The sequence below is a fragment of the Duganella caerulea genome, from assembly GCF_040362985.1.
In the GTDB taxonomy this organism is placed as follows: domain Bacteria; phylum Pseudomonadota; class Gammaproteobacteria; order Burkholderiales; family Burkholderiaceae_D; genus Rugamonas; species Rugamonas vulcania.
This window is the reverse complement of sequence record NZ_BPWJ01000005.1, coordinates 626,690-651,225: the sequence shown is the minus strand read 5'-3', so window position 1 is coordinate 651,225 and position 24,536 is coordinate 626,690. Positions and strand designations below refer to the sequence as shown.

The following is a 24,536-nucleotide window of genomic DNA, read 5'->3' as shown; positions in this document are numbered from 1 at the left end:
GCCCTGGTGGAAAACAGCAGCGCCGCCAGCCGCGCCGATGGCGCCACCGACGGCGGCAGCATCACGCTGGGCGCCGGCACCGGCCTGGCCTCGTCCGCGCTGCACAGCGCGCGCGGCGGCAGCGGCGCGGGCGGGCGCATCGACGCCAGCGGCAAGGACGTCAGCCTGTTCAGCGCGGTGCTGGACGCCTCCGGCCAGACCCGGGGCGGGCTGGTGCGCGTGGGCGGCGCCTTCCAGGGCGGCACGCCGGCCGCCGGCGCGCCCGACCTCGCCCGCTTCGTCACGCGCTGGGACGGTAGCGCCGCCATCGCCAACGCCGGCACCACCTTCATCAACGACAGCAGCGCGATCGACGTGTCGGCGCGCGGCGCGGCCGGGCAGGGCGGCACCGCCGTGGTCTGGTCGCAGGACACCACCACCATGCTGGGTGCGCTCAAGGCGACCGGCGCGGCCGCAGGCGGCGCGGTGGAGATCTCGTCCAAAGGCGATTTGCGTTCGGTCGGCCTGGACAAGGTGACGGTCGGCGCCGGCGGCCAGCTGCTGCTCGATCCGAAGAACCTGATCATCCGCGCCGACGCCGGCCAGTGGACCTACCAGGCCATCATCGGCGCAGGCCGCAGCGGCGGCGGCAACGTCAATGTCGGCGGGCTGGATTCCGGCGACGCCTACGGCGCCGGCGTGGCGCTGAGCGCCTCCGGCACCCAGCTGGCGGTGGGCGCGCCCAACGACGCCGGCCAGGACAACGCGACCAGCGCCGCCGGCGCGGTGCGCCTGTACACCTTCACCAACGACAGCTTCGGCGGCGCCATGTTGCGCGGCACGCTGGGCGCCGGCTACACCGGCAACGGCAACACCAATGTCAGCCTGCCTGCCAACGCGCTGTTCGGCGCCAGCGTCGCGCTCAGCGGCGACGGCCGCACGCTGGCGGTGGGCGCGCCGGGCCAGCAGGGCGGCGTCGGCCAGGTGTACGAGTACCGCTACAGCGGCGCCAATTTCAGCGGCGCCACCACCACGGCCACGGTGGCCAATCCGCGCGGCGCGTTCGCAGACGCCTTCGGCACGGCGGTCGCGCTCAACAGCGACGGCAGCAAGCTGGCGGTAGGCGCGCTGTACGACGGCACGGCCGCCACCAACGCCGGCGCCGCCCACCTGTACGCCAATGGCGACCTGGCCGCGATCACCCGCACCGCCACCCTCAACGGCAGCGGCGGCGACGCGCTGTTCGGCACCGCGCTGGCCTACAACGGCGCCGGCGACCGCCTGGCCGTGGGCGCCATCGGCGAGAGCAACGGCCGGGGCGCGGTCTACCTGTACGACAGCAGCGCCGCCCCGGCCCTGCTGCGCAAACTGAGCGCGGGCGCCAGCGGCGGCAACAACACCAACGTGGCGCTGCTGGACGGCGAATATTTCGGCTCCGCGCTGGCCTTCAACGCGGCCGGCACCCGGCTGGCCGTGGGCGCCCCATCGTCGCCCGCCAGCGGCGGCGCCACCCTGGGGCCGGGCTCGGTGCGCATCTACGACTTCGCCAACACCGGCTACGCCACGCCGGTGCTGAGCGCCACGCTGGGGCGCGGCTACGGCGGCGCGCCGAACGTGGATGTCCCGCTCAACGACTACGACAGCTTCGGCTACGCGGTGGCGCTCAACGGCGCCGGCGACCGCATGGTGGTCGGCGCGCCGTACAGCGACGGCGCGCTGGCCGGCACCGCCGGCAGCGGCAGCGTCCACGCTTTCGTGCTGGCGCCGTCGCCGGCCGACAACCAGTCCTACGCCAACCCGAGCGGCGGCACCTCCACCGTCAGCTCGGTCGCGCTGGCGGCGCAGCTGGCCAGCGGCGTCTCGCTCACGCTCCAGGCCAGCAACGACCTGACGCTCGACAGCGGCAGCGCGATCAACGCCGGTGCCGGCGCAGGTTCGCTGACGCTGCAGGCCGGCCGCAGCGTTGTCCTCAATTCCGCCATCACGCTGGGCAGCGGCTCGCTGACGGTGGTGGCCAACGACAGCAAGCCGACGCCCTCCACCGGCCCGGTCGACGCCGACCGCGACGCCGGCGCCGCCACGCTGACAGTCAACGCCGCGCTCACCAGCGGCGGCGATGTCAACCTGGCGATCGCCGACGGCAGCGGCAAGACCAACCGCGACAACGGCGCGCTGCAGGTGAACGCCGCCGTCACGGCGCGCGCCATCAGCGTGAAGAACCAGGGGCCGACCGTCGGCACCGTGGCGCTGGGCGCGGGCGGCGTGCTGTCCGCGTCGGGCAGCGGCACCGCCATCGAAGTGGTGGCCGGCCCGGCCGGCGGCGGCCTGTTCACCAACAACTCCGCGCAGGCGACGCCGCTGGGCACTGGCCTGAACCTGACCGGCGCCGGCCGCTTCCTGGTGTATGCCGCCAATCCGGCCACCAGCGTGGAGGGCGTGTCCACCGCCGCGTACAACAAGCATTACGCGCAAAGCTATGGCGGCGGCACGCCGGCCTATGCGGCCGCCGGCAACTGGTTCCTGTATTCGATCGCGCCGACGCTGACCATCACCGCCGCCAACGCCAGCAAGGTGTATGACGGCCAAGGCGCGGGCCCGCTGGCCTATTCGGTCGGCGGCTATATCGACGGCGACATCTCCGCCGCGTTGAGCGGCGCGCTCGGCGTGGCGGGCGGCGGCAGGAACGCCGGCAGCTACGCCATCGGCCAGGGCACGCTGGCCAGCGCGATGGGCTACACCATCAACCTGGCCGGCAACGGCGCCACGCTGACGGTGACACCGAAAGCGCTGACCGTGGCGGCGGCCGGCATCGACAAGGTGTACGACGGCACCCGCAACGCGAGCGTCAACTACAGCAGCGATGCGATCAACGGCGATGCGCTCAGCATCAGCGGCAACGCCAGCTTCGCCGACAAGAACGCGCAAGCCGGCAAGAGCGTGACCGTCAGCGGCATCTCGCTGGGCGGCGCTGACGCCGGCAACTACACGCTGAGCAGCGGCACGGCGGCCACCACCGCCAGCATCACGCCGCGCACCCTCAACGCCAGCGCCACCAGCGCCGGCAAGGTCTACGACGGCAACACCATCGCCAGCGTGACGCTGGGCGACGACCGCATCGCCGGCGACCAGCTGGTGCTGGCCTCGGGCGGCGCCAGCTACGCCGACAAGCAGGCCGGTGCCGCCAAGACCATCACCGTCGGCGGTATCACGCTGTCCGGCGCGGACGCGGCCAACTACACGCTGGGCGCATCCAGCGTCACCACGCTGGCCGCCATCACGGCGCGCACGCTGAACGTTAGCGCCACCGGCGCCAGCAAAGTCTACGACGGCAACAGCGGCGCCACCATCGCGCTGGACGACGACCGTGTCAACGGCGATGTGCTGACCGTGTCCGCCGCGGCCTCCACCTACGCCGACAAGAACGTCGGCAACGCCAAGACCGTGACGGCGTCCGGGCTGGCGCTGGGCGGCGCCGACGCCGGCAACTACGTGCTGGCCTCTTCCAGCGCCAGCGGCACCGGCAGCATCACGGCGCGCACGCTGAACGCGGTCGCCACCGGCGCCACCAAGGTGTACGACGGCACCACCGCCGCCACCGTGACCTACAGCGACGACCGCGTGGCCGGCGACGCCATCACCTACAGCGGCAGCGCCAGCTACGCCGACAAGAACGCCGGCAGCGGCAAGGCGGTCGCCATCGGCAGCGTGGCCATTGGCGGCGACGACGCCGGCAACTATGTGCTGGCGGCCGGCGGCAATGCCACCACCATTGGCGTCATCACGCAGCGCTCGTTGACGGTGTCCGTCGGCGCGGCCGGCAAGGTGTATGACGGCACCACCGCCGCCAGCGTCACGCTGGGCGACGACCGTGTTGGCGGCGACCAGCTGGCGCTGGCCGGCAGCGCCAGTTACGACAGCAAGAACGCCGGCAACCGCAGCGTCACTGTGTCTGGCATCACGCTGAGCGGCGCCGACGCCGGCAACTACCAGGTGGCCTCGGGCAGCGCCACCGGCGCGGGCGTCATCACGCCCAAGGCGCTGGTCTTCAGCGTCAGCGGCGCTGACAAGGTGTACGACGGCATCACCGCCGCGCATGTGGATTTCCATGACGACCGCCTCGCCGGCGACCAGTTGGGCTTTGGCGCCAACGCCAGCTACGCCGACAAGAACGTCGGCACCGGCAAGACCGTCACTGTGGCCGGCATCGCGCTCAACGGCGCGGACGCGGGCAACTACACGCTGGCCTCCACCAGCGCCGCCACCACCGCCGGCATCACCGCGCGCACGCTGACGGCCACCGCCAGCGGCGTTACGCGGGTCTACGACGGCACCACCGCCGCCGTGGCGACGCTGGGCGACAACCGCATCCAGGGCGATCAGCTGACGCTGACCGCCAGCGGCGCCGCCGCATACGCCGACAAGAACGCCGGCAGCGGCAAGGCGCTCAGTGTTACCGGCGTGGCGTTGTCCGGCGCCGATGCAGGCAACTACGTGCTGGCATCGAGCACCGCCAACGGCACCGGCACCGTCACGCAAAAGGCGCTGACGGTCGCCGCGACCGGCGGCGACAAGGTGTATGACGGCACCGTCGCCGCCCGTGTCGACTACACCGACAGCGGCCGCATCGTGGGCGACCAGTTCTCCATCGGCGGCACCGCCAGCTACGCCGACAAGAACGTCGGCGCCGGCAAGACCATCACGGTCACCGGCATCACCCTGAGTGGCGCGGACGCCGCCAACTACGCGGTTGCGCCGCCCACCCTGGACGCCACCGGCAGCATCACGGCGCGTGCGCTCAACGTGGGCATCGCCAGCGCCGGCAAGGTGTACGACGGCACCACCTCGGCCATCGTCAGCATGACCGACGACCGGGTGGGCGGCGATGTGCTCAGCCTCGCCGGCAACCCCGCCAGCTACGCGGACAAGAATGTCGGCAACGGCAAGACCGTCAGCGTGAGCGGCATCGCGTTGTCCGGCGCCGATGCGCGCAACTACACGCTGTCGAACACCGGCGCCACCACCCGCGCGGACATCACGCCGCGCACGCTGACGGTCACCGGCTCGGGTGTGAGCAAGGTGTACGACGGCACCGCCGCCGCCAGCGTGACCTTCGCCGACAACCGTGTCGGCGGCGACCAGTTGAACGTCACCGTCGGCAGCGCCAGCTATGTGGACAAGAACGTGGATGCCCACAAGGCGCTGACCTTCAGCGGCGTCGCGCTGTCCGGCGCGGACAGCGGCAACTACGTGTTGGACGTGGCGGGCAGCGGCGGCACCGGCGCCATCACGCCGCGCACGCTGAACGCCGGCGCGGTGGGCGTCGACAAGGTCTATGACGGCACCACCGCGGCGGCCCTGGCCTGGAACGACGACCGTGTACGCGGCGACGTCCTGGCCTATAACGCCAGCGCCAGTTTCGCCGACAAGAACGCCGGCGGCGCCAAGACGGTCAATGTGACCGGTGTGACGCTGGGCGGCGCGGACAGCGGCAATTACGTGCTCGCGCTGGGCAATGCGCCGGTGCGGGCCGCGATCACGCCGCGCGTGCTGGCCGTGACGGCCAACGCCGCCAGCAAGGTGTACGACGGCACAACCGCCGCCAGCGCCACGCTGAGCGACGACCGTATCGGCGGCGATGCCTTGACGGTGACCGGCGGCACGGCGGCCTTCGCAGACAAGAACGCGGGCGTCGGCAAGGCCGTCAGCGTGAGCGGCGTGACGCTGTCCGGCGCCGACGCCGGCAACTACCGGCTGGCGTCGGCCACCGCCAACGGCAGCGGGACGATCACGCAGCGCGACTTGAGCTTTACCGCCAGCGGTGCCGACAAGGTGTACGACGGCGGCACCAGCGCGACGCTCTCGTTCACTGACAACCGCCTCGCCGGTGATAGCCTGGGTTTCGTATCGTCGGCTGCGTTCAGCGACAAGAATGTCGGCTCGGGCAAGACGATCACCGTATCCGGCCTGTCGTTGAGCGGCGCCGATGCGGCCAACTACCGGTTGACCACTACCTCCGGCAGCGCCACCGCATCGATCACGCCGCGCGCGCTGGCCGTCAGCGCCAGTGCGGCCGACAAGGTGTACGACGGCACCACCGTCGCCAGTGTCCAGTTCAAGGATGACCGCGTGGCGGGCGATGAGCTGTCGCTGTCCGGCAGCGCCAGTTTCGCCAGCAAGAACGCCGGCGTGCAGCAGGTGCGGCTGGACGGCGTGACGGTGGGCGGCGCCGATGCCGCCAACTACACGATTTCGGTGGGTGGCGCGGGCAGCGCGACGATCGCACAGCGCGCGTTGAGCGCCATTGTGACGGCCTCGGACAAGGTCTACGACGGCGGCACCACGGCCAGCGTGGCCCTGAGCGTGAACGCGCTGGCCGGCGATGCTGTACGCATCAGCGGCAGCGGCGCGTTCGCGGACAAGAACGCCGGCGCGGGCAAGAACATCGTCCTGAGCGGCGTTGCCTTGTCCGGCGCCGACGCCGGCAACTACAAACTGGACGCGGCAAGCCTCAAGGCCAGCGCGGCGATCACGCCGCGCGCGCTGGTCGCCAGCGTGAGCGCCGTCGACAAGGTTTATGACGGCACGGTGGCCGCGCAGTTCTCGGTGGCCGACAACCGCATCGCCGGCGATGTGCTGGACGTGGTGGGCGGCAGCGCGGCCTTCGCCGACAAGAACGCCGGCGCCGGCAAGACGGTCACGGTCAGCGGCCTGTCGCTGGGCGGCGCCGATGCCCGCAACTACACGCTGGCTTCGACCAGCGCCACGACCACCGCCGCCATCGCCCGCAAGGACCTGACCATCACCGCCAACAGCCTGGCGCGCGCCACCGGCGCCGCCAATCCGGCCCTGGGCTACACGGTCGGCGGGCTGGTGGCCGGCGACTCGGTCGGCGCGGTCACGGCCAGCACCAGCGCCACGGTGCAGTCGCCGGCCGGCGCTTATCCAATCATCCTGGCCGGCGCCGATCTGCCGAACTACGAGGTCAGTTACGTTGACGGCGTGCTGACGGTGACCAGTCCGCGCGTGCCATTGACGGACACCATCGGCGCCATCGTGCGGCCGGTGATACCGGGCACGCCGGCCGCTCCGGGCGTCAACAGCCTTGCCGTGCCGACCGCGCCAGCTTTCCCGCAGCAGCGGTTGGCGGACGTCGGCGCTGCCCCCGGCACCGTCGCTCCGGGCCTCACCGCCGGCGCAGGCGCTGACGCTCATACCGGCGCTTCGCCGCGCGCTGGCACCGTGGCCAACCTGAACGTCAACGAAGGTGCCGGCGCGAACGCCACCTTTGGCGCGCCGTCCGGTCCCGCCATCGGCACGGCGACACTGCCAGGCGGCACGCGGGTGGCGTCGCGCGACGGCGGCCTGCGGACCGCTGAATAACAATGCAAACGAAATCAAGGAACCACGTGCATCACAATCACACCGCGGGCGCATTGGCGCTGGCGATACTGCTCACCCCCGCGCTGGTGCTGGCGCAAACCACGCCGGCTCCGGACGCCGGCCGCCTGCTGGAAACCAACCGTCCGCCGGCGCTGATCCTGACACCCAGGACCGGCGGCCCCGTGCTCCCGGACAGCAAGGCCCGCAAGGGCGTGCAACTGAGCGGCGCACAGCGCGTGATGGTGCGCCGCTTCGTGTTCGACGGCGCCGGCGCGGTGCCGGAAGCGACGCTGCAGGAACTGCTCAAGCCCTACACCGGCCGCGAACTGACCTTCGACGAACTGAGCACCGCCGCCAACGCCGTCACCAGCTGCTACCGCGAGCGCGGCTACCTGCTGGCCACCGCCATGCTGCAGCCGCAGGAGCTGGGCCAGGGCGAGGTGCGTATCACCGTGCTGGAAGGGCGGGTCGGCGAGATCAAGCTGCTGCCCGACGCCACCGTGCGCCTCAAGCCGGAGCAGGCGCGCCGCTATTTCGACGCGCTGACTCCGGTGGGCCAGCCGCTGCGCGACAGCGCGCTGGAACGCGCGCTGCTGCTGACCGACGACTTCCCCGGCCTGACCGCGCGCGCCGAACTGGCGCCCGGCGCGCGCGTGGGCGAGACCGAACTCGATATCGCGCTCAGCGAAGCGCCGCTTGTCAGCGGTACCGTCGGCGTGGACAACTCGTCCAACCGCTACACCGGCCGCGTGCGCGCGCAGGGTGGCGTCAATTTCAACGATATCGGCGGCGCGGGCGGCCAGGCGTCGCTGCTCGGTTCAACCACCGGCGCCGATTTCCAATATCTGCGCGCCGGCTACGTGATGCCGGTGGGCGACCACGGCACCCGCGTCGGCGCCGCCTACTCGGCGCTGCGCTACCAGTTGGGCGCGGAGTTCGCATCGCTGAACGGCTTCGGTGGCGCCAGGGTGGCGCAGCTGCTGGTGACGCATCCGCTGCTGCGCAGCGGCGACACCAACATCCAGCTGCGCGCCGGCTACGACAACAAGCGCTACACCAATGACGCCAACGGCGCGCGCACCAGCGACAAGCGGGTCGACACGCTGGCGCTGGGGATCGGCTACACCAGCCAATACCGCTGGCTGGGCGGCTACACCAGCGCCTCGCTGGATGTCACGCCGGGCAAGGTCGACCTGTCGGCCAATCCGGCCTCGCTGGCGGCCGATGCCGCCGGCACCCAGGGCCATTTCGCGCGCGTCAACTACCAGGCCAGCCAATACCAGCGGCTGCGCGATGGCGTGATGGTGTCGGCCAGCGTCAGCGGGCAGCTGGCCACGGCCAACCTCGAATCGGGCGAGAAGATGTCGCTCGGCGGGCCGGGACGGGTGCGCGCCTATCCGGCCGGGGAAGCCAGCGGCGACGAGGGGTATGTGATGACGCTCGAGGGCCACTACGAGCTGCCGGCGCTGAAGTCCGACATCGCGGCCTTCTTCGATTACGGCCACATCACGCTGAACCACAAGGTGTACGAGGGCGCGCTGGCGGGCGGTGGTCCGGGCAACAGCTACAGCCTCAAAGGCCTGGGGCTGGGCTGGAGCTGGCGTCCGCTGGAGCGCACCGTGGTGCAGATCCAGGTGGCGGCCAAGGTGGGCAGCAATCCGGCCCGCAGCAGCAAGGGCGCGGATGCCGACGGCAGCTCCTCCCGCATCCGCGCCTGGTTCAACGTTTCGACCTACTTCTGAAGCAGGGCAGGCGGTGCGCCGCTTGTCATCCAGGCCGGATTTGGCTACCCTGAATCTCCCACTGAAAAGGAGACGGCCATGTCCTACGTAGATGGTTTTGTGATTCCGGTCCCGAAGGAAAACATCGAGGCGTACAAGAAAATGTCGATGGAGTGCGGCAAGGTCTGGAAGGAATACGGCGCGCTTGAATTCCGCGAGTGCATAGGCGACGATGTCCCGCCCGGCAAGGTGACGTCCTTCCCGCTCAGCGTCGACCTGAAGGAGGGCGAGGCCGTGGTGTTCTCGTGGATCGTCTACGCCTCGCGCGCTGCGCGCGACGAGATCAACGACAAGGTGATGAAGGATCCGCGCATCGCCCACCACATGGATCCGAAGAACATGCCCTTCGACGGCAAGCGCATGATCTGGGGCGGCTTCGAAATGATGATTGACCTGTGATGCTGGAACGCCGACCCACCCAGCCCGCCGACGAGGCCTTCCTGCGCAGCGTGTACGCCTCCACCCGCGCCAATGAAATCAGCTTGTTCGGCTGGCACTCCAGCCAGGCCGAGATCTTCCTGCGCATGCAGTTCGACGCGCAGGACCGCCACTACCGCGCGGCCTATCCCGATGCGCACTTCGATATCGTCGAACTGGATGGCGTGGCGATAGGGCGCTTCTATGTCGCGCGGCTGCCTGCCATGACCCACGTGATCGACATCTCGCTGCTGCCGCCTTGGCAGGGGCAGGGCCACGGCACGCAGCTGCTGCGCGGCTTGCAGGAGGACGCCGCGCGCGACGGCGGCGGCATCAGCATGCAGGTGGAGGTCAGCAATCCGGCGCAGCGTTTGTATGAGCGTCTGGGATTCCGCGTGACCGGCGACTCCGGTGCGTACAAGATGCTGGAGTGGCGCGCCTAGCTGGCCAGCACGGCGCGCATGGCGCCGCGCAGCGCGTTGCAGACCAGGATTTCATCGGCCGCCTCCAGCATCGCACGCGTGACGATGGCTTCGCTGGCCTGCCACTGCGGATCGTCCAGCATCACGCCGCGCATCACGCCGGGCAGCAGGCCGCAGCTCAAGGCGGGTGTGAGCCAGCGGCCGTCCACGCGCACGAACACGTTGGTGCGGCCGCCTTCTGTCAGCTCGCCGCGTTCGTTGAAGAACAGCGTATCGAACGCACCTTGCGCTTCGGCGTCGCGCCAGGCGGCGTCGTAGCGGCTGCGGACACTGGTTTTGTGGCGCAGGAACAGGTCGCCCGATTCGGTGGTGTCCGGCGCCAGCAGCACCCGCACCGGCTCCGTCAACGGCGACAGCGGCGCATGCTGCACCGAGAACGCGCCCGCCGCGCTCAGGGCCAATCGCAGCCGGTAGTCGGTGCCCGCGTCCAGCATGGCGCAGGCGGTGTCCAGGTAGGCGTTGGCCGCCGCCTCGTCCCAGGCGTAGTCGAAGCAGGCCGCCGATGCCGCCAGCCGCTTCAGGTGGCGCTGGCGATGGCGCACACCGTCCGCCCGCGTGGCGCGCATGGTCTCGAAAATCTCGAATTCGTTTTTCAGGCCGGTGAGGAAGCGCGCCTTGAGCTGGCACTCGGCGTATTCCTCCTGCGCGTCGCTGTCGAAGACGATGCCGGCGCCCACGCCCATTTCGCCGTGGCGGATGCCGTTCGGGCTGTCCGCCGGCTGCAGCATCAGGGTGCGGATCGGCACCGACATGCAGAAGTCGCCCACCTTGCCATCGCTGCGCGGATCGAACCAGCCGATGGCGCCGGTGTAGATGCCGCGCGGGTCCGGCTCCAGCTCGCGGATGATCTCCATGGTGCGCCGCTTGGGCGCGCCGGTGATCGAGCCGCACGGGTACAGCGCGTTGAAGATGTCGGCCAGCGTGGCGTCGTCGCGCAGCCTGGCGGTGATGGTGGAGGTCATCTGTAGCACGCTGCTGTAGCGGTGCACCTCGAACAGCGCCGGCACTTCGACGCTGCCAGTCTGCGCGACGCGGGCGATGTCGTTGCGCAGCAGGTCGACGATCATCAGGTTCTCGGCGCGGTTCTTGGGATCGGCGGCCAGCGTGGTGGCGCGCTGGATGTTCTCGGCGGCCTGCGACGGCGGCGCGGCGGGCGCCGTGCCTTTCATCGGCCGCGCGGTCAGCACGCCGTCCTCGTGGCGCACGAACAGCTCCGGCGACAGCGACAGGATGGCGCCACCATCCTCCAGCCCCACCAGCGCGCCGTAGGGCACCGGCTGGCGTCCGCGCAGACGGGCGTACAGCGCGTGGACGCTGCCAAACGCGTCAAAACGCAGCCTGTACGTGTAATTGACCTGGTAGGTGTCTCCGGCCTCGATGTAGTCGTGGATGCGCGCCAGCGCCCCGCTAAAGGCTTCCTGGCCGATGTTGGGGCGGATGTTGGCGATGCCGGACGGGCGGTCGATCGGGAAGGAGCGTGCCGCCAGCCAGTCGCCCACCTCGGCCGGCGACAGCAGCGTGCATTGCGCGAACAGCAGGATCTGCGCCAGCGGCGGCGTGCTGGCACTGGCGGCCGGCGCGTGCGCGCCCAGTTGCAGCAGCTCGGCGCCCAGCTCGTAGCTGCACACGGTGACGGCGTATTCGCCGCGCGTCAGCGCCGCCTGCATCTGCTCCAGCACTTGCGGCCACTGGCCGATGTCGTCGCAGCGCAGGGTGGCGGTGTGGCCGGTGTACAGGCGCGAACGCGCTCCCGGCGCTTGCGTGCCTTCCGGGCTGGCGTCGTCCAGCAGTGCGAATACTTCAGCGTTCATCTTCAACGTAGGGAAGCAGCAGGGCGATTTGCAACGGTGCGTCCTGCGCAGGGTTATTCTTGAATCCACTCTTGGCGTAACGGTGCCAGCGGCCGATGACGAAACTCACCAGCATGCCGGCGCGCGCCTGCACGTCCGCCTCGTGCGCCTGGCCTTCGGTCACGGCCAGCCGCAAGGCCTGCTTGAGCGCCAGCTCCACGCGGTCGTGGAACTGGTTCATGCGCAGTTGCAGGCGCTCGTCCTCGTTCACCAGCGCGTCGCCGGTCAGCACCCGCGTCATGCCCGGATTCTGGCTGGCGAAGTTGAGCAGCATGCCGACGATGTCGCGCGCCTGCGCCAGGCCGTCGCTCTGGCGTTCGGCGATGCGGTTGATCAGGCCGAACACCGAGGACTCGATGAACTCGATCAGCCCCTCGAACATCTGCGCCTTGCTGGCGAAGTGGCGGTACAGCGCGGCCTCGGAGAACTCCAGCTTGCGCGCCAGCGCGGCGGTGGTGATCTTCTCGCCCTTGGGTTGTTCCAGCATCTCCGCCAGCGCCTGCAGGATCTGCATGCGGCGCTGGCCCGGCGGTGTGCTTGCCATGTGATCTCGCGGATAAGTGAATGGGTATGTCTTTTTGACCTGGCTTCAGCGCAGATGGTGCAGGCGCGCCGGCAAATTCCTGACAGATTTTACTTTGACATCGACATAAGCGGGGCGAATTAACCTTTTTTGCGGATGCGCCAGGCCGACCGCGTCGCCCACCTTCAGGTATTGCGTGACCCACGCGGTGCGCATGCCTATCGCATGGGCGCTGCGCAGATTGGCCAGCGTGTCCTCGACCAGCACGCAGCGGCCGGGCGTGAGTCCGTGGCGCCGCATCAGCTTACGCAGCAGCAGCTTGGATGGCTTGGGCCGCATCTGCCGGTGCACCGTCATCGACTCGACCGAAATGTGATGGTTGAAGTGGCGCTGCAATCCCAGGTGGCGCAGCACCTGCGTCGAATAGCGGTGCGGCGCGTTGGTCAGCAGGATTTTGCGGCCGGGCAGGCGGCGCAGCAGCTGGCGCAGGCCGCGCTCGGCGCGGATCATGTCGGTCAGCCGTTCGAAGCGGTGGGTCACGTCGAGAAAATGCGCGGGCTGCACGCCATGGTGCTTCACCAGTCCCAGCATGGTGGCGCCGTAGCGCCGCCAGTACAGCGTGCGCGCGGCGTTGACCGCGTCCTCGCCGGCGGGCGTGACGCCGTCGCCCAGCACATTGGCGATATAGACGTTCATGTTGGCCATGAGCGCAGGGAAGATCGCGTGCGAGGCGTTGTGCAGCGTGTTATCCAGATCGAATAGCCACACCGGGGATTTGCGGGTAATAATGTCCACTTCAGTCAATCATCCAAGGAAGCCATGCGGGAAGCCATACAGCGCCAGATTATAGTGATGTTCTGGACTTTGTTCTCATTGACCTGCCTTGTGCCGATGCCGGCATGGGCGGCGGACAAAGCCCAGGCGCCCAACCATGGCGCGTTGTTCAAGGTGCAGCAGGGCGGGCATACGCTGTACCTGTTCGGCACCATCCACGTCGGCGCGCCCGATTTCTATCCGCTGGAGCCGCGCATTACGGCGGCGCTGAAGAAGGCGCCGGTGCTGGCGCTGGAGATCGATCCCCTGGGCGACCCGCAGAACCTGATGCGCGCCGTGCAGCGCCACGGCATGCTGACCAAGGGCGGCCCCGCCGGGCCGGAGCTGTCTGCCGACTGGCGCCTGCGGCTGGACCGCCTGCTCAAGCAGTACAACATCGAGCCGGAGACGGTGGCGGCGATGAAGCCCTGGCTGCTGGCCAGCCTGCTGACGGTGAGCGAGTTCTCGGCCCAGGGCTACGATGCGGCGCTGGCGGTGGACAGCCATCTGTCGAAGCAGGCGCACCAGCGCGGCCAGAAGGTGGTCGAGCTGGAGTCGGCCGAAAGCCAGATGGCGCTGTTCGACCAGATGAACGCCGAGGAGCAGCTGGTCTTCCTGCAGGAGGCCATCGCCGGCATCGAGGACAAGGAACAGGCCAACCAGGCGCGCGAGATCGCCGATGCCTGGCGCAAGGCCGACGTGGTGGCGCTGGACGCGCTGGCGCTCAAGGCGGAGATGGACGACACCTACTCCGGCCGCTTTGTGCAGAAGGTGCTGCTGGACAGCCGCAATCCCACGCTGGCCGACGGCATGGTCAAGCTGATGGCGCGCGCGGACAACTGCGTGGCGGCGATCGGCGTCCTGCATTTGATCGGCAAGGGAAGCGTACCGGAACTGCTGCGCAAACGCGGGCTGTCGGTGGAACGGATTTACTGAGCGGGGGGAGGGTACTGCAGAATGGTGCCCTTGACGTGGATTGAACACGTGGCCTCTCCCTTACCAAGGGAGTGCTCTACCACTGAGCTACAAGGGCATACAAATGTGGCGGTTTCACCGATTCGGCGAGACCGCCGTTTTTTCAGTGAGACCGGATCATAGTGCCAAAAGCCTGTTCGGTCAACACCTCGAGCAATAAACTGTGTTCAATTCGCCCGTCGATGATGTGAACCGTGTTGACGCCGGACTTGGCGGCGTCCAAAGCTGATGAAATTTTAGGCAGCATGCCGCCCGAAATCGTCCCGTCGGCGAACATCTCGTCGATCTCGCGCGCCGACAAATCGGTCACCAGGTTGCCCTGTTTATCCTGCACGCCGGCGATATTGGTCATCATGATCAGCTTTTCAGCCTTCAGGATCTCGGCGATCTTGCCGGCGACGACGTCGGCGTTGATGTTGTACGCCTGGCCGTCCTGGCCGAAGCCGATCGGCGAAATGATGGGGATGAAGGCGTCGTCCTGCAGCGCCTTGACCACGGCCGGGTTGATCGCGTCGATCTCGCCGACGAAGCCGATGTCGAGGAACTGGCCCGGATTGTCCTTGTCCGGCATGGCCATCTTCTTGGCGCGAATCAGGCCGCCGTCCTTGCCGGTCAGGCCCACGGCCTGGCCGCCGTAGTGATTAATCAGCATCACGATGTCCTGCTGGACTTCGCCGCCCAGCACCCACTCCACCACTTCCATGGTCTCTTCGTCGGTGATACGCATGCCCTGCACGAAGGTGCCCTGCTTGCCGATTTTTTTCAGCGCGTTGTCGATCTGCGGACCGCCGCCGTGCACCACGACCGGGTTCATGCCCACCAGTTTGAGCAAAATGACATCGCGGGCGAAGCCGTGTTTCAGGCGCTCGTCGGTCATCGCATTGCCACCGTATTTGATGACGATGGTCTTGCCGTGGAAATTACGGATGTAGGGCAGGGCCTCAGCCAGGATCTGCGCCTTGATCTGCGGCGCCACCGCGGTCAAGTCGTCATTCATGCCTAAGTTAAGGTTAGTCAGTTGGGTCATGGCGAGTCCGGTTAGAAAATTCTGTGCAATTTTACAGCCTCAAGCTGCAATCAACCATGCATTATAGGGCTATCCGGTTGTATTTTCCCGGATCATCCGATACGCTGGCCGTCATATGAGCCCTACCGATACCCTTCACCGCCAGTTGGAAGTCATGCGCCCCCTGCTTGTTCGATTTGCACAATTGCAAATACGGAACCAGGCCCTGGCCGAGGACGCGGTCCAGGACGCGCTGATCGCCGTGCTGGAAAAGCCTGACCGCTTCAACGGCCAGTCCTCGCTGCGCACCTATGTGACCGGGATCCTGAAGTTCAAGATCATCGACTGCCTGCGCGCCAGCTCGCGCGAGCGCCAGATCGACACCGCCGAGGACCAGTCCGAGGACGACGCCATCGACGCCCTGTTCAAGCCGGACGGCCACACCGTCGAACAGCCGATGGCCTGGGGCGACCCGGATGCGACGCTGGAGCAGAAGGATTTCTTCAAGGTGCTGGAGATTTGCCTGGAAAAGCTGCCCGCCAAAACCGCCCGCATTTTCATGATGCGCGAGTGGCTGGAGCTGGAAACCGACGAAATTTGTAAGGAACTGGCGATTACAACGTCTAATGCATGGGTGCTCCTGTATCGTGCGCGCATGCGTTTGCGCGAGTGCCTGGACTTGAACTGGTTTGGCAACCGCCAGGCCACGTGACGGCGCCACTTACTGTTTCACCTACTGTCTGCGACCATGGAACCACATAAAACCGGCTTGAAGCCGACCTGCCGCGAAGTGCACCGGCTGGTGTCGGAAGGGATGGACCGCGATTTGTCCTTCGTTGAGCGCACCCGCATGCGGCTGCACTTGATGGTGTGCGACGCCTGCACCCGGTTCAACGGCCAGATGTCGCTGCTGCGCACCGCCATGCGGCGCTTCCCGCTCGAGCTGCCGGACGACGGCGCGCCGCCGCTGGACGACGACCCCGAACATCACCATCCATAGGCGCGCCATGAGCACCTGCTCGCGCTGCGGCGCCCAATTCAGCTGCGCCATGGTCGATGCCGATCCGTCGGCGCCGGCGCAGCCCTGCTGGTGCACCTATCTTCCGGCCTCGCTGCCGGTGCCGTCCGCGCCGGGGGCCAGCTGCTGGTGTCCGGATTGTCTGAAAAAGCATATCGCCGACCATCCCAAGCCGGCCGGCTAGCCTGAAGGAAGCACGCATGCGCCGTTTTAGCGACATGGGTATCCGCGCGCGCATCAGCAGCGGCTATATCATCCTGATCCTGCTGATGATCGGCGTGATCCTGGTCGGTGTGAGCCGCATCTATGCCATTCGCGCCGAGAGCGACCATATCCTGCACCAGGATTGGGCCGCGAGCGCCGCCATCAACGCCATCGACACGCAGTCGCGCGAGGCGGCCACCCGCATCGTCACCCTGATCATCCAGAAGGACCAGAAGCACCGCGTCGACAGCTACAGCCGCATCGACCGCATCAAGCTCGAAATCGACGCCCAGCTGGAGCTGCTGGCCAAACTGGACACCGCGCCGGAAGCGCGGGCGCAGATCGAGAAGGTCAAGCAGGCGCGCGCCGCCTACTACGACACCTTCATCGCCGTGGCCGACATGGTGGAGGCCGAGGACCGCGACCAGGCCGAGGAAAGGATGAACACGGCGGCGCTGCCGGCGCTGGACCACCTGCTGGAGCAAATCAAACTGCTGGACCAGCTGCAGCAAAGCCAGGTGATGGCCAGCGCCGACCGCGCGCGCGCCGACATCAATTTTTCGCTGTTGCTGATTTCGCTGATGGGCGGCGCGGCGGTGCTGGTGGGGATAGTCTTCGGCATTTCGGTGCGCTCGATCACGCGGCCGCTGGAGGCGGCGATCGGCATCGCCAAGCGGGTCGGGCAGGGCGACCTCAGTTCGGTGATCGAGGTGACCTCGCAGGACGAGACGGGCGAACTGCTACACGCGCTCAAGCTGATGACAGCCAGCCTGGCGGCCGAACAGCAGCTGCGCCACGCGGTGATGGTGGCCGAGGATGCGACCAAGATGAAGTCCGACTTCCTGGCCAATATGTCGCACGAGATCCGCACGCCGATGAACGGCATCATCGGCATGACCCACCTGGCGCTGCAGACCGACCTCACGCCCAAGCAGCGCAACTACCTGGAGAAGGTGGAGGGCGCGGCCAAGAACCTGCTGGGCATCATCAACGACATCCTGGACTTCTCGAAGATCGAGGCCGGCAAGCTGGCCTTCGAGCAGGTCGACTTCTACGTCGAGGATGTGATGGCGAACATCGCCGACTTGTCCGTGATGCGGGCGCAGGACAAGGGCCTGGAGCTGCTGTTCGATGTCGGGCCGGACGTGCCGCAGGTGCTGGTGGGCGATCCGCTGCGCTTCGGGCAGGTGATGATCAACCTGACCAACAACGCCATCAAGTTCACGCAGCAGGGCGAGATCGTGGTCACCATCCACGTGCAGGAACACCTGCCCGACCAGCGCGTGCGCCTGCGCGTGGACGTGCGCGACACCGGCCCCGGATTGACGCCGGAGCAGCAGGCGCGCCTGTTCCAGGCTTTCACGCAGGCCGACACCTCCACCACGCGCCACCACGGCGGCACGGGCCTGGGCCTGACCATCAGCAAGCGCCTGGTGGAGCTGATGGACGGCCAGATCGGGTTGGAAAGCCAGCCCGGCGTCGGCAGCACCTTTTACTTCACGGCGGTATTCGGCGTGGCCGCCGTCGAGGCGCCGCAGCCGCTGCCGGATATCTCCGGCCTGCGCGTGCTGGTGGTGGACGACAACGCCAGCGCCCGCGAAATCTTCATGGGCATGCTGTCGTCCATGCAGTTCGCCGCCGCCTGCGCGGATGGCGGCCCGCGCGCCCTCGACCTGGCCGCGCAGGCGCGCGGCGAGGGCCGGCCGTTCAATGTGGTGCTGCTGGATTGGCAGATGCCCGGCATGAACGGCCTGGAGACGCTGCAGGCGCTGCGCGCCCAGGCGGAGGAGGCGGGCGCGGAGCCGCCGGCCTTCATCATGGTCACCGCCTACAACCGCGATGTGCTGATGGAAGAGGCGCGCGGCATCGCCATCGACGCCATGCTGAACAAGCCGGTCAGCTCCTCGACGCTGCTCGATTCGATATCCACCGTGTTCGGCAAGGACTTGAGCCGCTGCCGCAGCACGCGCCGCCGCGCCGATTACATGGCGGCCGAGGAGGCCATGCGCGGCGCCTACCTGCTGCTGGTGGAGGACAACGAGGTCAATCAGGAAGTGGCGCAGCAGATCCTCAGCGACGCCGGCATCCGCGTCGACATCGCGGTCAACGGCGCGATGGCGCTGGCGAAGATCGCTGTGGCCGACTACGACGGCGTGCTGATGGACTGCCAGATGCCGGTGATGGACGGCTACGACGCCACCCGCAAGCTGCGTGAGGATCCGCGCAACGCCGGCCTGCCGGTGATCGCCATGACTGCCAACGCCATGGTCGGCGACAAGGAGAAGTGCCTGGCCGCCGGCATGAACGACTTCATCGCCAAGCCGATCGACGTAGCGCAGCTGTTCACGACACTGGCGCGTTGGGTCACGGTGAAGAATCCGCTGGCGCTTGAAACGGCGGCCGAAACACCGGCCGGCGCGGGCCGCGACGAGGTGCTGCCGGTGGTCGCGGGCCTGCGCATGGAAGCCGCGCTACAGCGTGTGGGCGGTAATGTTAAGCTGATGCGCAAACTGCTGTCGCGCTTTGTCGAAACCCAGTTCGACGCCATGCAGCGCATCGCCACCGCCATCGAAAACAACGATCTGGCCGGCGCCACGCGCGAGGCGCATACTGTGAAGGGCCTGGCCGGCAATATCGGCGCGGGCGGCATGGCCGATGCGGCCGGCAAGGTGGAGCAGATGCTGGCGATGGGCGCGACCAAGGGCCGCGACGAAGCCATCGCCGACATGGCGAACGAATTGAACGACCTGGTGGCGCGCATCGCGATGGCGATGGACGGCAAGTCGGCCGCCGTGGAACCGGCGCCAGCACCGCAGGCGGTGGACAAGGACGAACTGGCGGCGGTGGCGCACGAGATGGCGCGCCTGCTGGCGCAGGACGACGGCGCCGCCGTCAAGCTGCTGGACCGACTGTGCGGCGCGTTGACCGCCGCCGGCCAGGCTGAGCATGCGCGCCAGCTGCGGCGCATGCTGGGGCAGTACGATTTTGAAGGCGCGCTGGACGAACTGAAGGCCGCCGCCGATGCACTGAGTATCGCTTTGTGAAGAGAGAAGGCCGATGAACGCTAAACCAACGATCCTCGTGGTCGACGACATCCCGGACAACATCGATCTGCTGTGCGCCGTGCTGGAAGACGACTACCGCACCAAGATCGCCGTCAACGGCGAGCGCGCCCTGAAGATCGCCAACGGCGAGTCCAAGCCGGACCTGATTCTGCTGGATGTGATGATGCCGGGGATGAGCGGCTACGACGTGTGCAAGGCGCTCAAGGCCAATCCCGCCACGCGCGACATTCCGATCATCTTCGTCACCGCCATGAGCGAGACGGTGGACGAGCAGCTTGGCCTGAGCCTGGGCGCGGCGGACTACATCACCAAGCCGATCTCCGCGCCCATCGTCCAGGCGCGCATCAAGACCCAGCTGTCGATGAAGCGCGTGCACGACTTCCTGCGCGACCAGAACAACTTCCTTGAAACCGAAATCGAAAAGCGCACGCGCGAAATCGTCGCGCTGCAGGACGTGACCATCCACACCATGGCCTCGCTGGCCGAAACGCGCGACAGCGAAACCGGCAACCATATCCGCCGCACCGCGCATTACGTGAAGACGCTGGCGGAAAAACTGCGCACCAATCCGCGCTTCAGCGCCTTCCTGACCGATAAGAACATCGAGCTGCTGTTCAAGTCCGCGCCGCTGCACGACATCGGCAAGGTCGGCATCCCGGACCGCATCCTGCTCAAGCCCGGCCGCTTCGAGGGCAACGAGTTCGAGATCATGAAGACCCACACCACGCTAGGCCGCGACGCGATCCGCCAGGCCGAGCGCGAGCTGGGGCTGGAGGTGGACTTCCTCAAGTTCGCCAAGGAGATCGCCTACGGCCACCAGGAGAAATGGGACGGAAGCGGCTATCCCGAGGGATTGAGCGGCGACGACATCCCGATCTCCGCGCGGCTGATGGCGGTGGCCGATGTTTATGATGCGCTGATCAGCCGCCGCGTCTACAAGGCCGGCATGTCGCACGAGGCGGCGGTGGCCATCATCGCCGAGGGACGCGGCAAGCACTTCGATCCCGACATGGTCGACGCCTTCATGGAGCTGCAGCAGGACTTCATCGACATCGCCAAGCGCTACGCGGATTCCGACCACGACATGGAAAAGAACCGCGAGAAGATCGAGCGCTTTACCGGTTGACCGTCACGCGGCCAGCAAGGCCAGGCCCTCGGCGGCGTGGTTAGGGTCGACGTCGATGATCTCGGCCTTGACGATGTCGTGGACCACGAACGGGTCCTGGTCGATGCGGACCTGAAGCTCCTCGGGCGATGGCCCGGCGGCCAGGATGGCGCCACCCAATCCGGGCCGGATGCTGCCGGCCAGCAGGAAGACGCCGTCGGCTATCCCTTTTTGCAGCCATTCGCGATGGCCAGCCATGTGCGCCGGCGCCTGGCTTTTGTTGGCAGAGAAGCGAAGCAGAACGATATACATTGGTTTCTCCTTTGGCTAGGTGCCTAAGTGTCTAAGTGTCGAGTGACATGAGCCGGGTCTTCAGCCGTTCCACTTCGCGCTTCACATAACCACGCTCGCCGAAAGCGTTCGACAAGGTCGCGACGCCCTGGCCGAACGCCAGCACCTGCAGCGCGAGATCGTCCGCATTGGCCGCGTGGCCGAGTTCCGTGAACTGCTCCCGCAGCCAATCGCGGAAGACGCGGAAGATGTCCACGGCCTGCGCCCGCGAAGGATGGTCCAGCTTCGCGAGCTCGCTGGTCATGGTGCCGACCGGGCAGCCGTAATGCTCGATGTCCGCCCGGTTGGCCACCACGATTTCGACGAAGCGGAATACCCGCTCCAGCGGTGTGGCCGCGCCTTCGGTCCAAGCGGCCAGCATGGCGCGCGTATCCGCCAGGCGTGCCTCGAGGACCGCTTCCAGGATCTCGTCCTTGGTCTTGAAGTGATAGTAGAAATTGCCGCGAGAGATACCCACGGTTTCGGCGATGGAGGCGAACGACGTCCGTTCATACCCTTGTTGGTAGAACAGCCGGTTCGCGGCCTCCACGATCTGTTCGCGCGTCCCCATTCCTGCCCACGTCTCCCGTTGGTTAAGTTGCCGGGAGATTTTAGGACAAGTGTCCTAATGTGCGCAAGATGGACATTGTAAAAAAGCTTAGCTGACGGTGCGGAAGAAGCGCAGCATCTCGCGGCTGGCGTCCGGGCCTTTGGCGTCGGTGTAGGTGCCGCTGGCGTTGCCGCCGAACCAGGCGTGGCCGGCGCCGTGCACCACCCAGTGTTCGCCCAGCGGCGTGCCGTCCGCCTTGGTGTGCGTGGTCTGCGTGTAGCGGTGGCCGTTCGGCACACTGCCCGATTGCACCGACGGCTTGCCCCGGTGGCTATGCAGGCGCTGCTCGATCACCTGTTCGCCGTTGCGCGGATGGACTGTGGTGTCGCTGTCGCCGTGGAAGACGATGATGGGCTGCGCGCCGTCGCCGGCCTTGTGCGGCGAGTTGACGCCGCGCTTCATGGCCGACAGCGCCGACGGCAAATCCTGCGCGGAGGCGAACGGCAGCCCCGAATGCACGCCCACCGCCGCGAACAGCTCCGGATACAGCGTGCCGACGATGACCGCCATCGCGCCGCCCGCCGACAGGCCGGCCACGTACACTTGGCGCTCGTTGACCGGATACTCGTCGATGATCTGCCGCGCGATGCCGGCGATGATGGACGGTTCGCCCTGGCCGTGCTGCTGGTCGATGGCGTTGAACCAGTTCCAGCAGCGCTGCTGGTTGGCGTTGGGCGTCTGCTCCGGGTAGACCACGAAGCATTCCTTTTCCTCGGCCAGCGCATTCATTTGCGTGCCGACGGCGAAATCGTCCGGGTTCTGGGTGCAGCCGTGCAGCATCACCAGCAGCGGCATCGCCTGGCCGTGATAGCTGGCCGGGATGTACAGCTTGTAGTTGCGGGTGCCGGCGTGGTTGGTGTAGCTGCCCTTGATGAACTGTGCGCCCTCCGGCAGCGGCGCCGCCGGCGTTGGCTGCATGAAGGCGCTGGCGTCCATGGCGCGGCCGAGGTTCGCCTGCAGGTCGATCTGGATGCCCATGCGGTTCAACATGTCCTGCGCATACTCGGCGGGGTGCGTGGCCGGATTCGGCGTGGCCGGTTCGGCCGCCGTCCGCGTCGCGGCTTCTGGCGCAGCTTTGGGGGCTGCTTCGGGCGCCGCTTCCGCCGTGGAGCGGGCCGGCGGCGGATTAATGTCGCGCATCGGCGGTTGCGCCGGCGCGGCCGGCCGCATGGCCGGGTGCCCGCGCAGGCTGTCCAGCGCCTGCTGAACGGTGGCCGACGCGCTTCGATTCATCAGCTTTTGCGCCGCCTCGCGCATGTGTGAAAACAGTGGTAGTTTCATGATGCTCCCTTAATGGATGCGTTGGGCCAGCGCGCTTTTGAGCATGGCGCTGGCATGCAGCGATCCCAATACGAAAATTGAGTCGATCGTCGCCAGCGCCAGTTCGACCGAAACGTCGCTGGCGATGCTGGCCAGGCCCAGTACCTGGATCTGCAGCCGCTCGCCGGCCGCCTGGATGGCTTCCAGGTCGGCGCGCGAATAGTGCTGCATCCCGAGTACCAGGCTTTTGCGCGCCACCGTCTGTTTGACGACGTCGGCGTGCTGGTTCAACTGATTGCGGATCGCCGTGCGTATCAAGTCGGTGCGGTTGGAGTAAAACCCCTCCTGCACCAGCAGATCGATTTGGCCCAGGTCGATGGGACCAAGGTTGATCGTGATCTTTTCCGATTCGGCGGTCTTCAGTTTTAATTCTTGTTTTGCCATGTTATTCCATCCAGTTACCATCTACATGGATGGTAGTATAGACCTGAAAATCACCAAGTCAAGCGTGTTCGCGTCATAATGGCGGCATGAGTGAACCTGCCAACCTGATCCCTCCCGGCGCGCCGGAACTGGCCGTACCGGTGCCGTCGCCCTGCGTAAGCCTGTGCAAAATGGACGCCGACCGCCTCTACTGCATGGGCTGCATGCGCACGATTCCGGAAATCGTCGCCTGGTCCACCGCGGACGACGACTACAAGCGCGGCGTGTGGGCGGAAATCCGCCGCCGTGAACAATTGATCAACTTCGACGACGAATGAACGCGCTCCCCGATTCGATCCAGGTTTTTGAGCGGGGCTGGCTGTCGTCCAACAACGTGATGCTGCTGGGCCGCCACGATACGGCCATCATCGACACCGGCTACATGACCCATGCGCCGCAAACGCTGGAGCTGGTGCGCCATGCGCTGCGCGGACGGCACCTGGACCAGATCATCAACACCCATCTGCACTCCGACCATTGCGGCGGCAACGCCACCTTGCAGGCGCACTTCGGCAGCCGTACCTCGATTCCGGTGGCCGAGGCGGACAAGGTGCGGCATTGGGACGTGGAGGCGCTCAGCTTCAAGGCCACCGGCCAGCGCTGCGAGCGATTCACCTTCGACGCGACCGTCGCCCCCGGCGACGTGCTGACATTGGCGGACATGGAGTGGCAGGCGCTGGGCGCGCCCGGCCACGATCCGCATTCGCTGATCTTCTACTGCCCGCGGGAGCGGGTGCTGATCTCGGCGGACGCGCTGTGGGAAAACGGCTTCGGCATCATCTTCCCGGAGTTGGACGGCCAGTCCGGCTTTGCCGAGGAACGCGCCACGCTGGACCTGATCGAAGGGCTGGACGTGCGGCTGGTGATCCCCGGCCACGGCAAGCCGTTCAACGACGTGGCCGGCGCGCTGGCGCGGGCCCGTTCGCGGGTGGATTATCTGGAAGCCGACCCGCTGCGCAATGCGCAGAACGCGCTGAAGGTGCTGCTGAAGTTCCTGCTGCTGGAGCGCCAGAGCATTCCGCTGGTGGAGGTGCCGCAGCTGCTGCTGGCGATGCCGGTGTTCGCCAAGGCCAACAGCAACTTCCTGAAGCAGACGCCGGAACAGGTCGCCACATGGGCCGCCGGGCAGCTGGTACGAGCCGGCGCGGCCCGCGTCGAGGGTGAGCACTTACTTAATGTGTAGACACCAGGCAAGTGTAGAGGAAGTCGCCTAGTTTCGGCACGGTCGTACTATTTTCGATCTATAATCGATTTT

20 protein-coding genes and 1 tRNA gene are annotated in these 24,536 nt (G+C 67.2%); 12 read left to right on the top strand and 9 right to left on the bottom strand.

Annotation, left to right across the window (positions count from 1 at the left end):
* Positions 1-6: 6 nt before the first annotated feature.
* The 4 genes from ACUJB0_RS18690 (at position 7) to ACUJB0_RS18675 (ending at position 10,000) form a co-directional block, all read left to right on the top strand.
* Entirely contained in the window at positions 7-7,359 is a 7,353-nt protein-coding gene (locus tag ACUJB0_RS18690; RefSeq protein ID WP_444846499.1) for a YDG domain-containing protein, read from the top strand.
* A 26-nt stretch (positions 7,360-7,385) separates the two neighbouring features.
* Complete coding sequence (locus tag ACUJB0_RS18685; protein ID WP_444846498.1) at positions 7,386-9,101, top strand: ShlB/FhaC/HecB family hemolysin secretion/activation protein; 1,716 nt, start codon at positions 7,386-7,388, stop codon at positions 9,099-9,101.
* A 78-nt stretch (positions 9,102-9,179) separates the two neighbouring features.
* Positions 9,180-9,539, top strand: coding sequence for a DUF1428 domain-containing protein (locus ACUJB0_RS18680; protein WP_444846497.1), 360 nt, complete (start codon positions 9,180-9,182; stop codon positions 9,537-9,539).
* On the top strand, positions 9,539-10,000 hold the full coding sequence (locus ACUJB0_RS18675; protein ID WP_444846496.1) for a GNAT family N-acetyltransferase: 462 nt from the start codon (positions 9,539-9,541) through the stop codon (positions 9,998-10,000). Before ACUJB0_RS18680 ends, ACUJB0_RS18675 begins: the two co-directional genes overlap by 1 nt.
* Here the strand turns inward: ACUJB0_RS18675 and pabB are convergent.
* The 3 genes from pabB to ACUJB0_RS18660 are packed head-to-tail and all read right to left on the bottom strand — an operon-like array spanning position 9,997 to position 13,180.
* Complete coding sequence (gene pabB, locus ACUJB0_RS18670; protein ID WP_444846495.1) at positions 9,997-11,850, bottom strand: aminodeoxychorismate synthase component I; 1,854 nt, start codon at positions 11,848-11,850, stop codon at positions 9,997-9,999. The two genes, ACUJB0_RS18675 and pabB, sit on opposite strands and share 4 nt — an antisense overlap.
* Complete coding sequence (gene slmA, locus ACUJB0_RS18665; RefSeq protein ID WP_444846494.1) at positions 11,840-12,433, bottom strand: nucleoid occlusion factor SlmA; 594 nt, start codon at positions 12,431-12,433, stop codon at positions 11,840-11,842. Before slmA ends, pabB begins: the two co-directional genes overlap by 11 nt.
* A gap of 45 nt (positions 12,434-12,478) precedes the next feature.
* On the bottom strand, positions 12,479-13,180 hold the full coding sequence (locus ACUJB0_RS18660; protein ID WP_444846493.1) for an HAD-IA family hydrolase: 702 nt from the start codon (positions 13,178-13,180) through the stop codon (positions 12,479-12,481).
* A 51-nt stretch (positions 13,181-13,231) separates the two neighbouring features.
* On the opposite strand from ACUJB0_RS18660, the gene ACUJB0_RS18655 reads away from it, so the two are divergent.
* Entirely contained in the window at positions 13,232-14,161 is a 930-nt protein-coding gene (locus tag ACUJB0_RS18655; RefSeq protein ID WP_444846492.1) for a TraB/GumN family protein, read from the top strand.
* Between the two features lie 22 nt (positions 14,162-14,183).
* Here the strand turns inward: ACUJB0_RS18655 and ACUJB0_RS18650 are convergent.
* Both ACUJB0_RS18650 and argB read right to left on the bottom strand, forming a co-directional pair.
* Positions 14,184-14,258: transfer RNA gene (locus ACUJB0_RS18650), tRNA-Thr, on the bottom strand.
* A 45-nt stretch (positions 14,259-14,303) separates the two neighbouring features.
* A complete protein-coding gene (argB, locus tag ACUJB0_RS18645; RefSeq protein ID WP_117012405.1) occupies positions 14,304-15,197 on the bottom strand; it encodes an acetylglutamate kinase in 894 nt (297 codons plus the stop codon).
* Positions 15,198-15,342: 145 nt separating this feature from the next.
* On the opposite strand from argB, the gene ACUJB0_RS18640 reads away from it, so the two are divergent.
* The 5 genes from ACUJB0_RS18640 to ACUJB0_RS18620 are packed head-to-tail and all read left to right on the top strand — an operon-like array spanning position 15,343 to position 20,619.
* Positions 15,343-15,918, top strand: coding sequence for a sigma-70 family RNA polymerase sigma factor (locus tag ACUJB0_RS18640; protein ID WP_117012406.1), 576 nt, complete (start codon positions 15,343-15,345; stop codon positions 15,916-15,918).
* 36 nt (positions 15,919-15,954) lie between these two features.
* On the top strand, positions 15,955-16,206 hold the full coding sequence (locus ACUJB0_RS18635; protein ID WP_444846491.1) for a zf-HC2 domain-containing protein: 252 nt from the start codon (positions 15,955-15,957) through the stop codon (positions 16,204-16,206).
* A 7-nt stretch (positions 16,207-16,213) separates the two neighbouring features.
* Positions 16,214-16,408, top strand: coding sequence for a cysteine-rich CWC family protein (locus ACUJB0_RS18630; protein WP_444846490.1), 195 nt, complete (start codon positions 16,214-16,216; stop codon positions 16,406-16,408).
* Positions 16,409-16,424: 16 nt separating this feature from the next.
* Entirely contained in the window at positions 16,425-19,472 is a 3,048-nt protein-coding gene (locus ACUJB0_RS18625; protein WP_444846489.1) for a hybrid sensor histidine kinase/response regulator, read from the top strand.
* A 13-nt stretch (positions 19,473-19,485) separates the two neighbouring features.
* A complete protein-coding gene (locus tag ACUJB0_RS18620; RefSeq protein WP_161085121.1) occupies positions 19,486-20,619 on the top strand; it encodes a response regulator in 1,134 nt (377 codons plus the stop codon).
* A 3-nt stretch (positions 20,620-20,622) separates the two neighbouring features.
* Here ACUJB0_RS18620 and ACUJB0_RS18615 read toward each other — a convergent pair whose 3' ends face one another.
* The 4 genes from ACUJB0_RS18615 to ACUJB0_RS18600 all read right to left on the bottom strand — a co-directional run bounded on the left by ACUJB0_RS18615 (position 20,623) and on the right by ACUJB0_RS18600 (position 23,242).
* The gene (locus tag ACUJB0_RS18615; RefSeq protein WP_444846488.1) at positions 20,623-20,910 is read right to left on the bottom strand and encodes a YciI family protein; all 288 of its coding nucleotides are present in this window, start codon (positions 20,908-20,910) and stop codon (positions 20,623-20,625) included.
* A gap of 31 nt (positions 20,911-20,941) precedes the next feature.
* On the bottom strand, positions 20,942-21,499 hold the full coding sequence (locus ACUJB0_RS18610; RefSeq protein ID WP_444846487.1) for a TetR/AcrR family transcriptional regulator: 558 nt from the start codon (positions 21,497-21,499) through the stop codon (positions 20,942-20,944).
* A gap of 87 nt (positions 21,500-21,586) precedes the next feature.
* Entirely contained in the window at positions 21,587-22,795 is a 1,209-nt protein-coding gene (locus ACUJB0_RS18605) for an extracellular catalytic domain type 1 short-chain-length polyhydroxyalkanoate depolymerase (protein ID WP_444846513.1), read from the bottom strand.
* Between the two features lie 33 nt (positions 22,796-22,828).
* The gene (locus ACUJB0_RS18600; RefSeq protein ID WP_161085118.1) at positions 22,829-23,242 is read right to left on the bottom strand and encodes a ribbon-helix-helix domain-containing protein; all 414 of its coding nucleotides are present in this window, start codon (positions 23,240-23,242) and stop codon (positions 22,829-22,831) included.
* A gap of 86 nt (positions 23,243-23,328) precedes the next feature.
* On the opposite strand from ACUJB0_RS18600, the gene ACUJB0_RS18595 reads away from it, so the two are divergent.
* On the top strand, positions 23,329-23,559 hold the full coding sequence (locus ACUJB0_RS18595) for a DUF1289 domain-containing protein (RefSeq protein ID WP_161095121.1): 231 nt from the start codon (positions 23,329-23,331) through the stop codon (positions 23,557-23,559).
* Positions 23,556-24,464, top strand: coding sequence for an MBL fold metallo-hydrolase (locus ACUJB0_RS18590; protein WP_444846486.1), 909 nt, complete (start codon positions 23,556-23,558; stop codon positions 24,462-24,464). The genes ACUJB0_RS18595 and ACUJB0_RS18590 overlap by 4 nt, the downstream gene beginning before the upstream one ends.
* Positions 24,465-24,536: the final 72 nt, after the last annotated feature.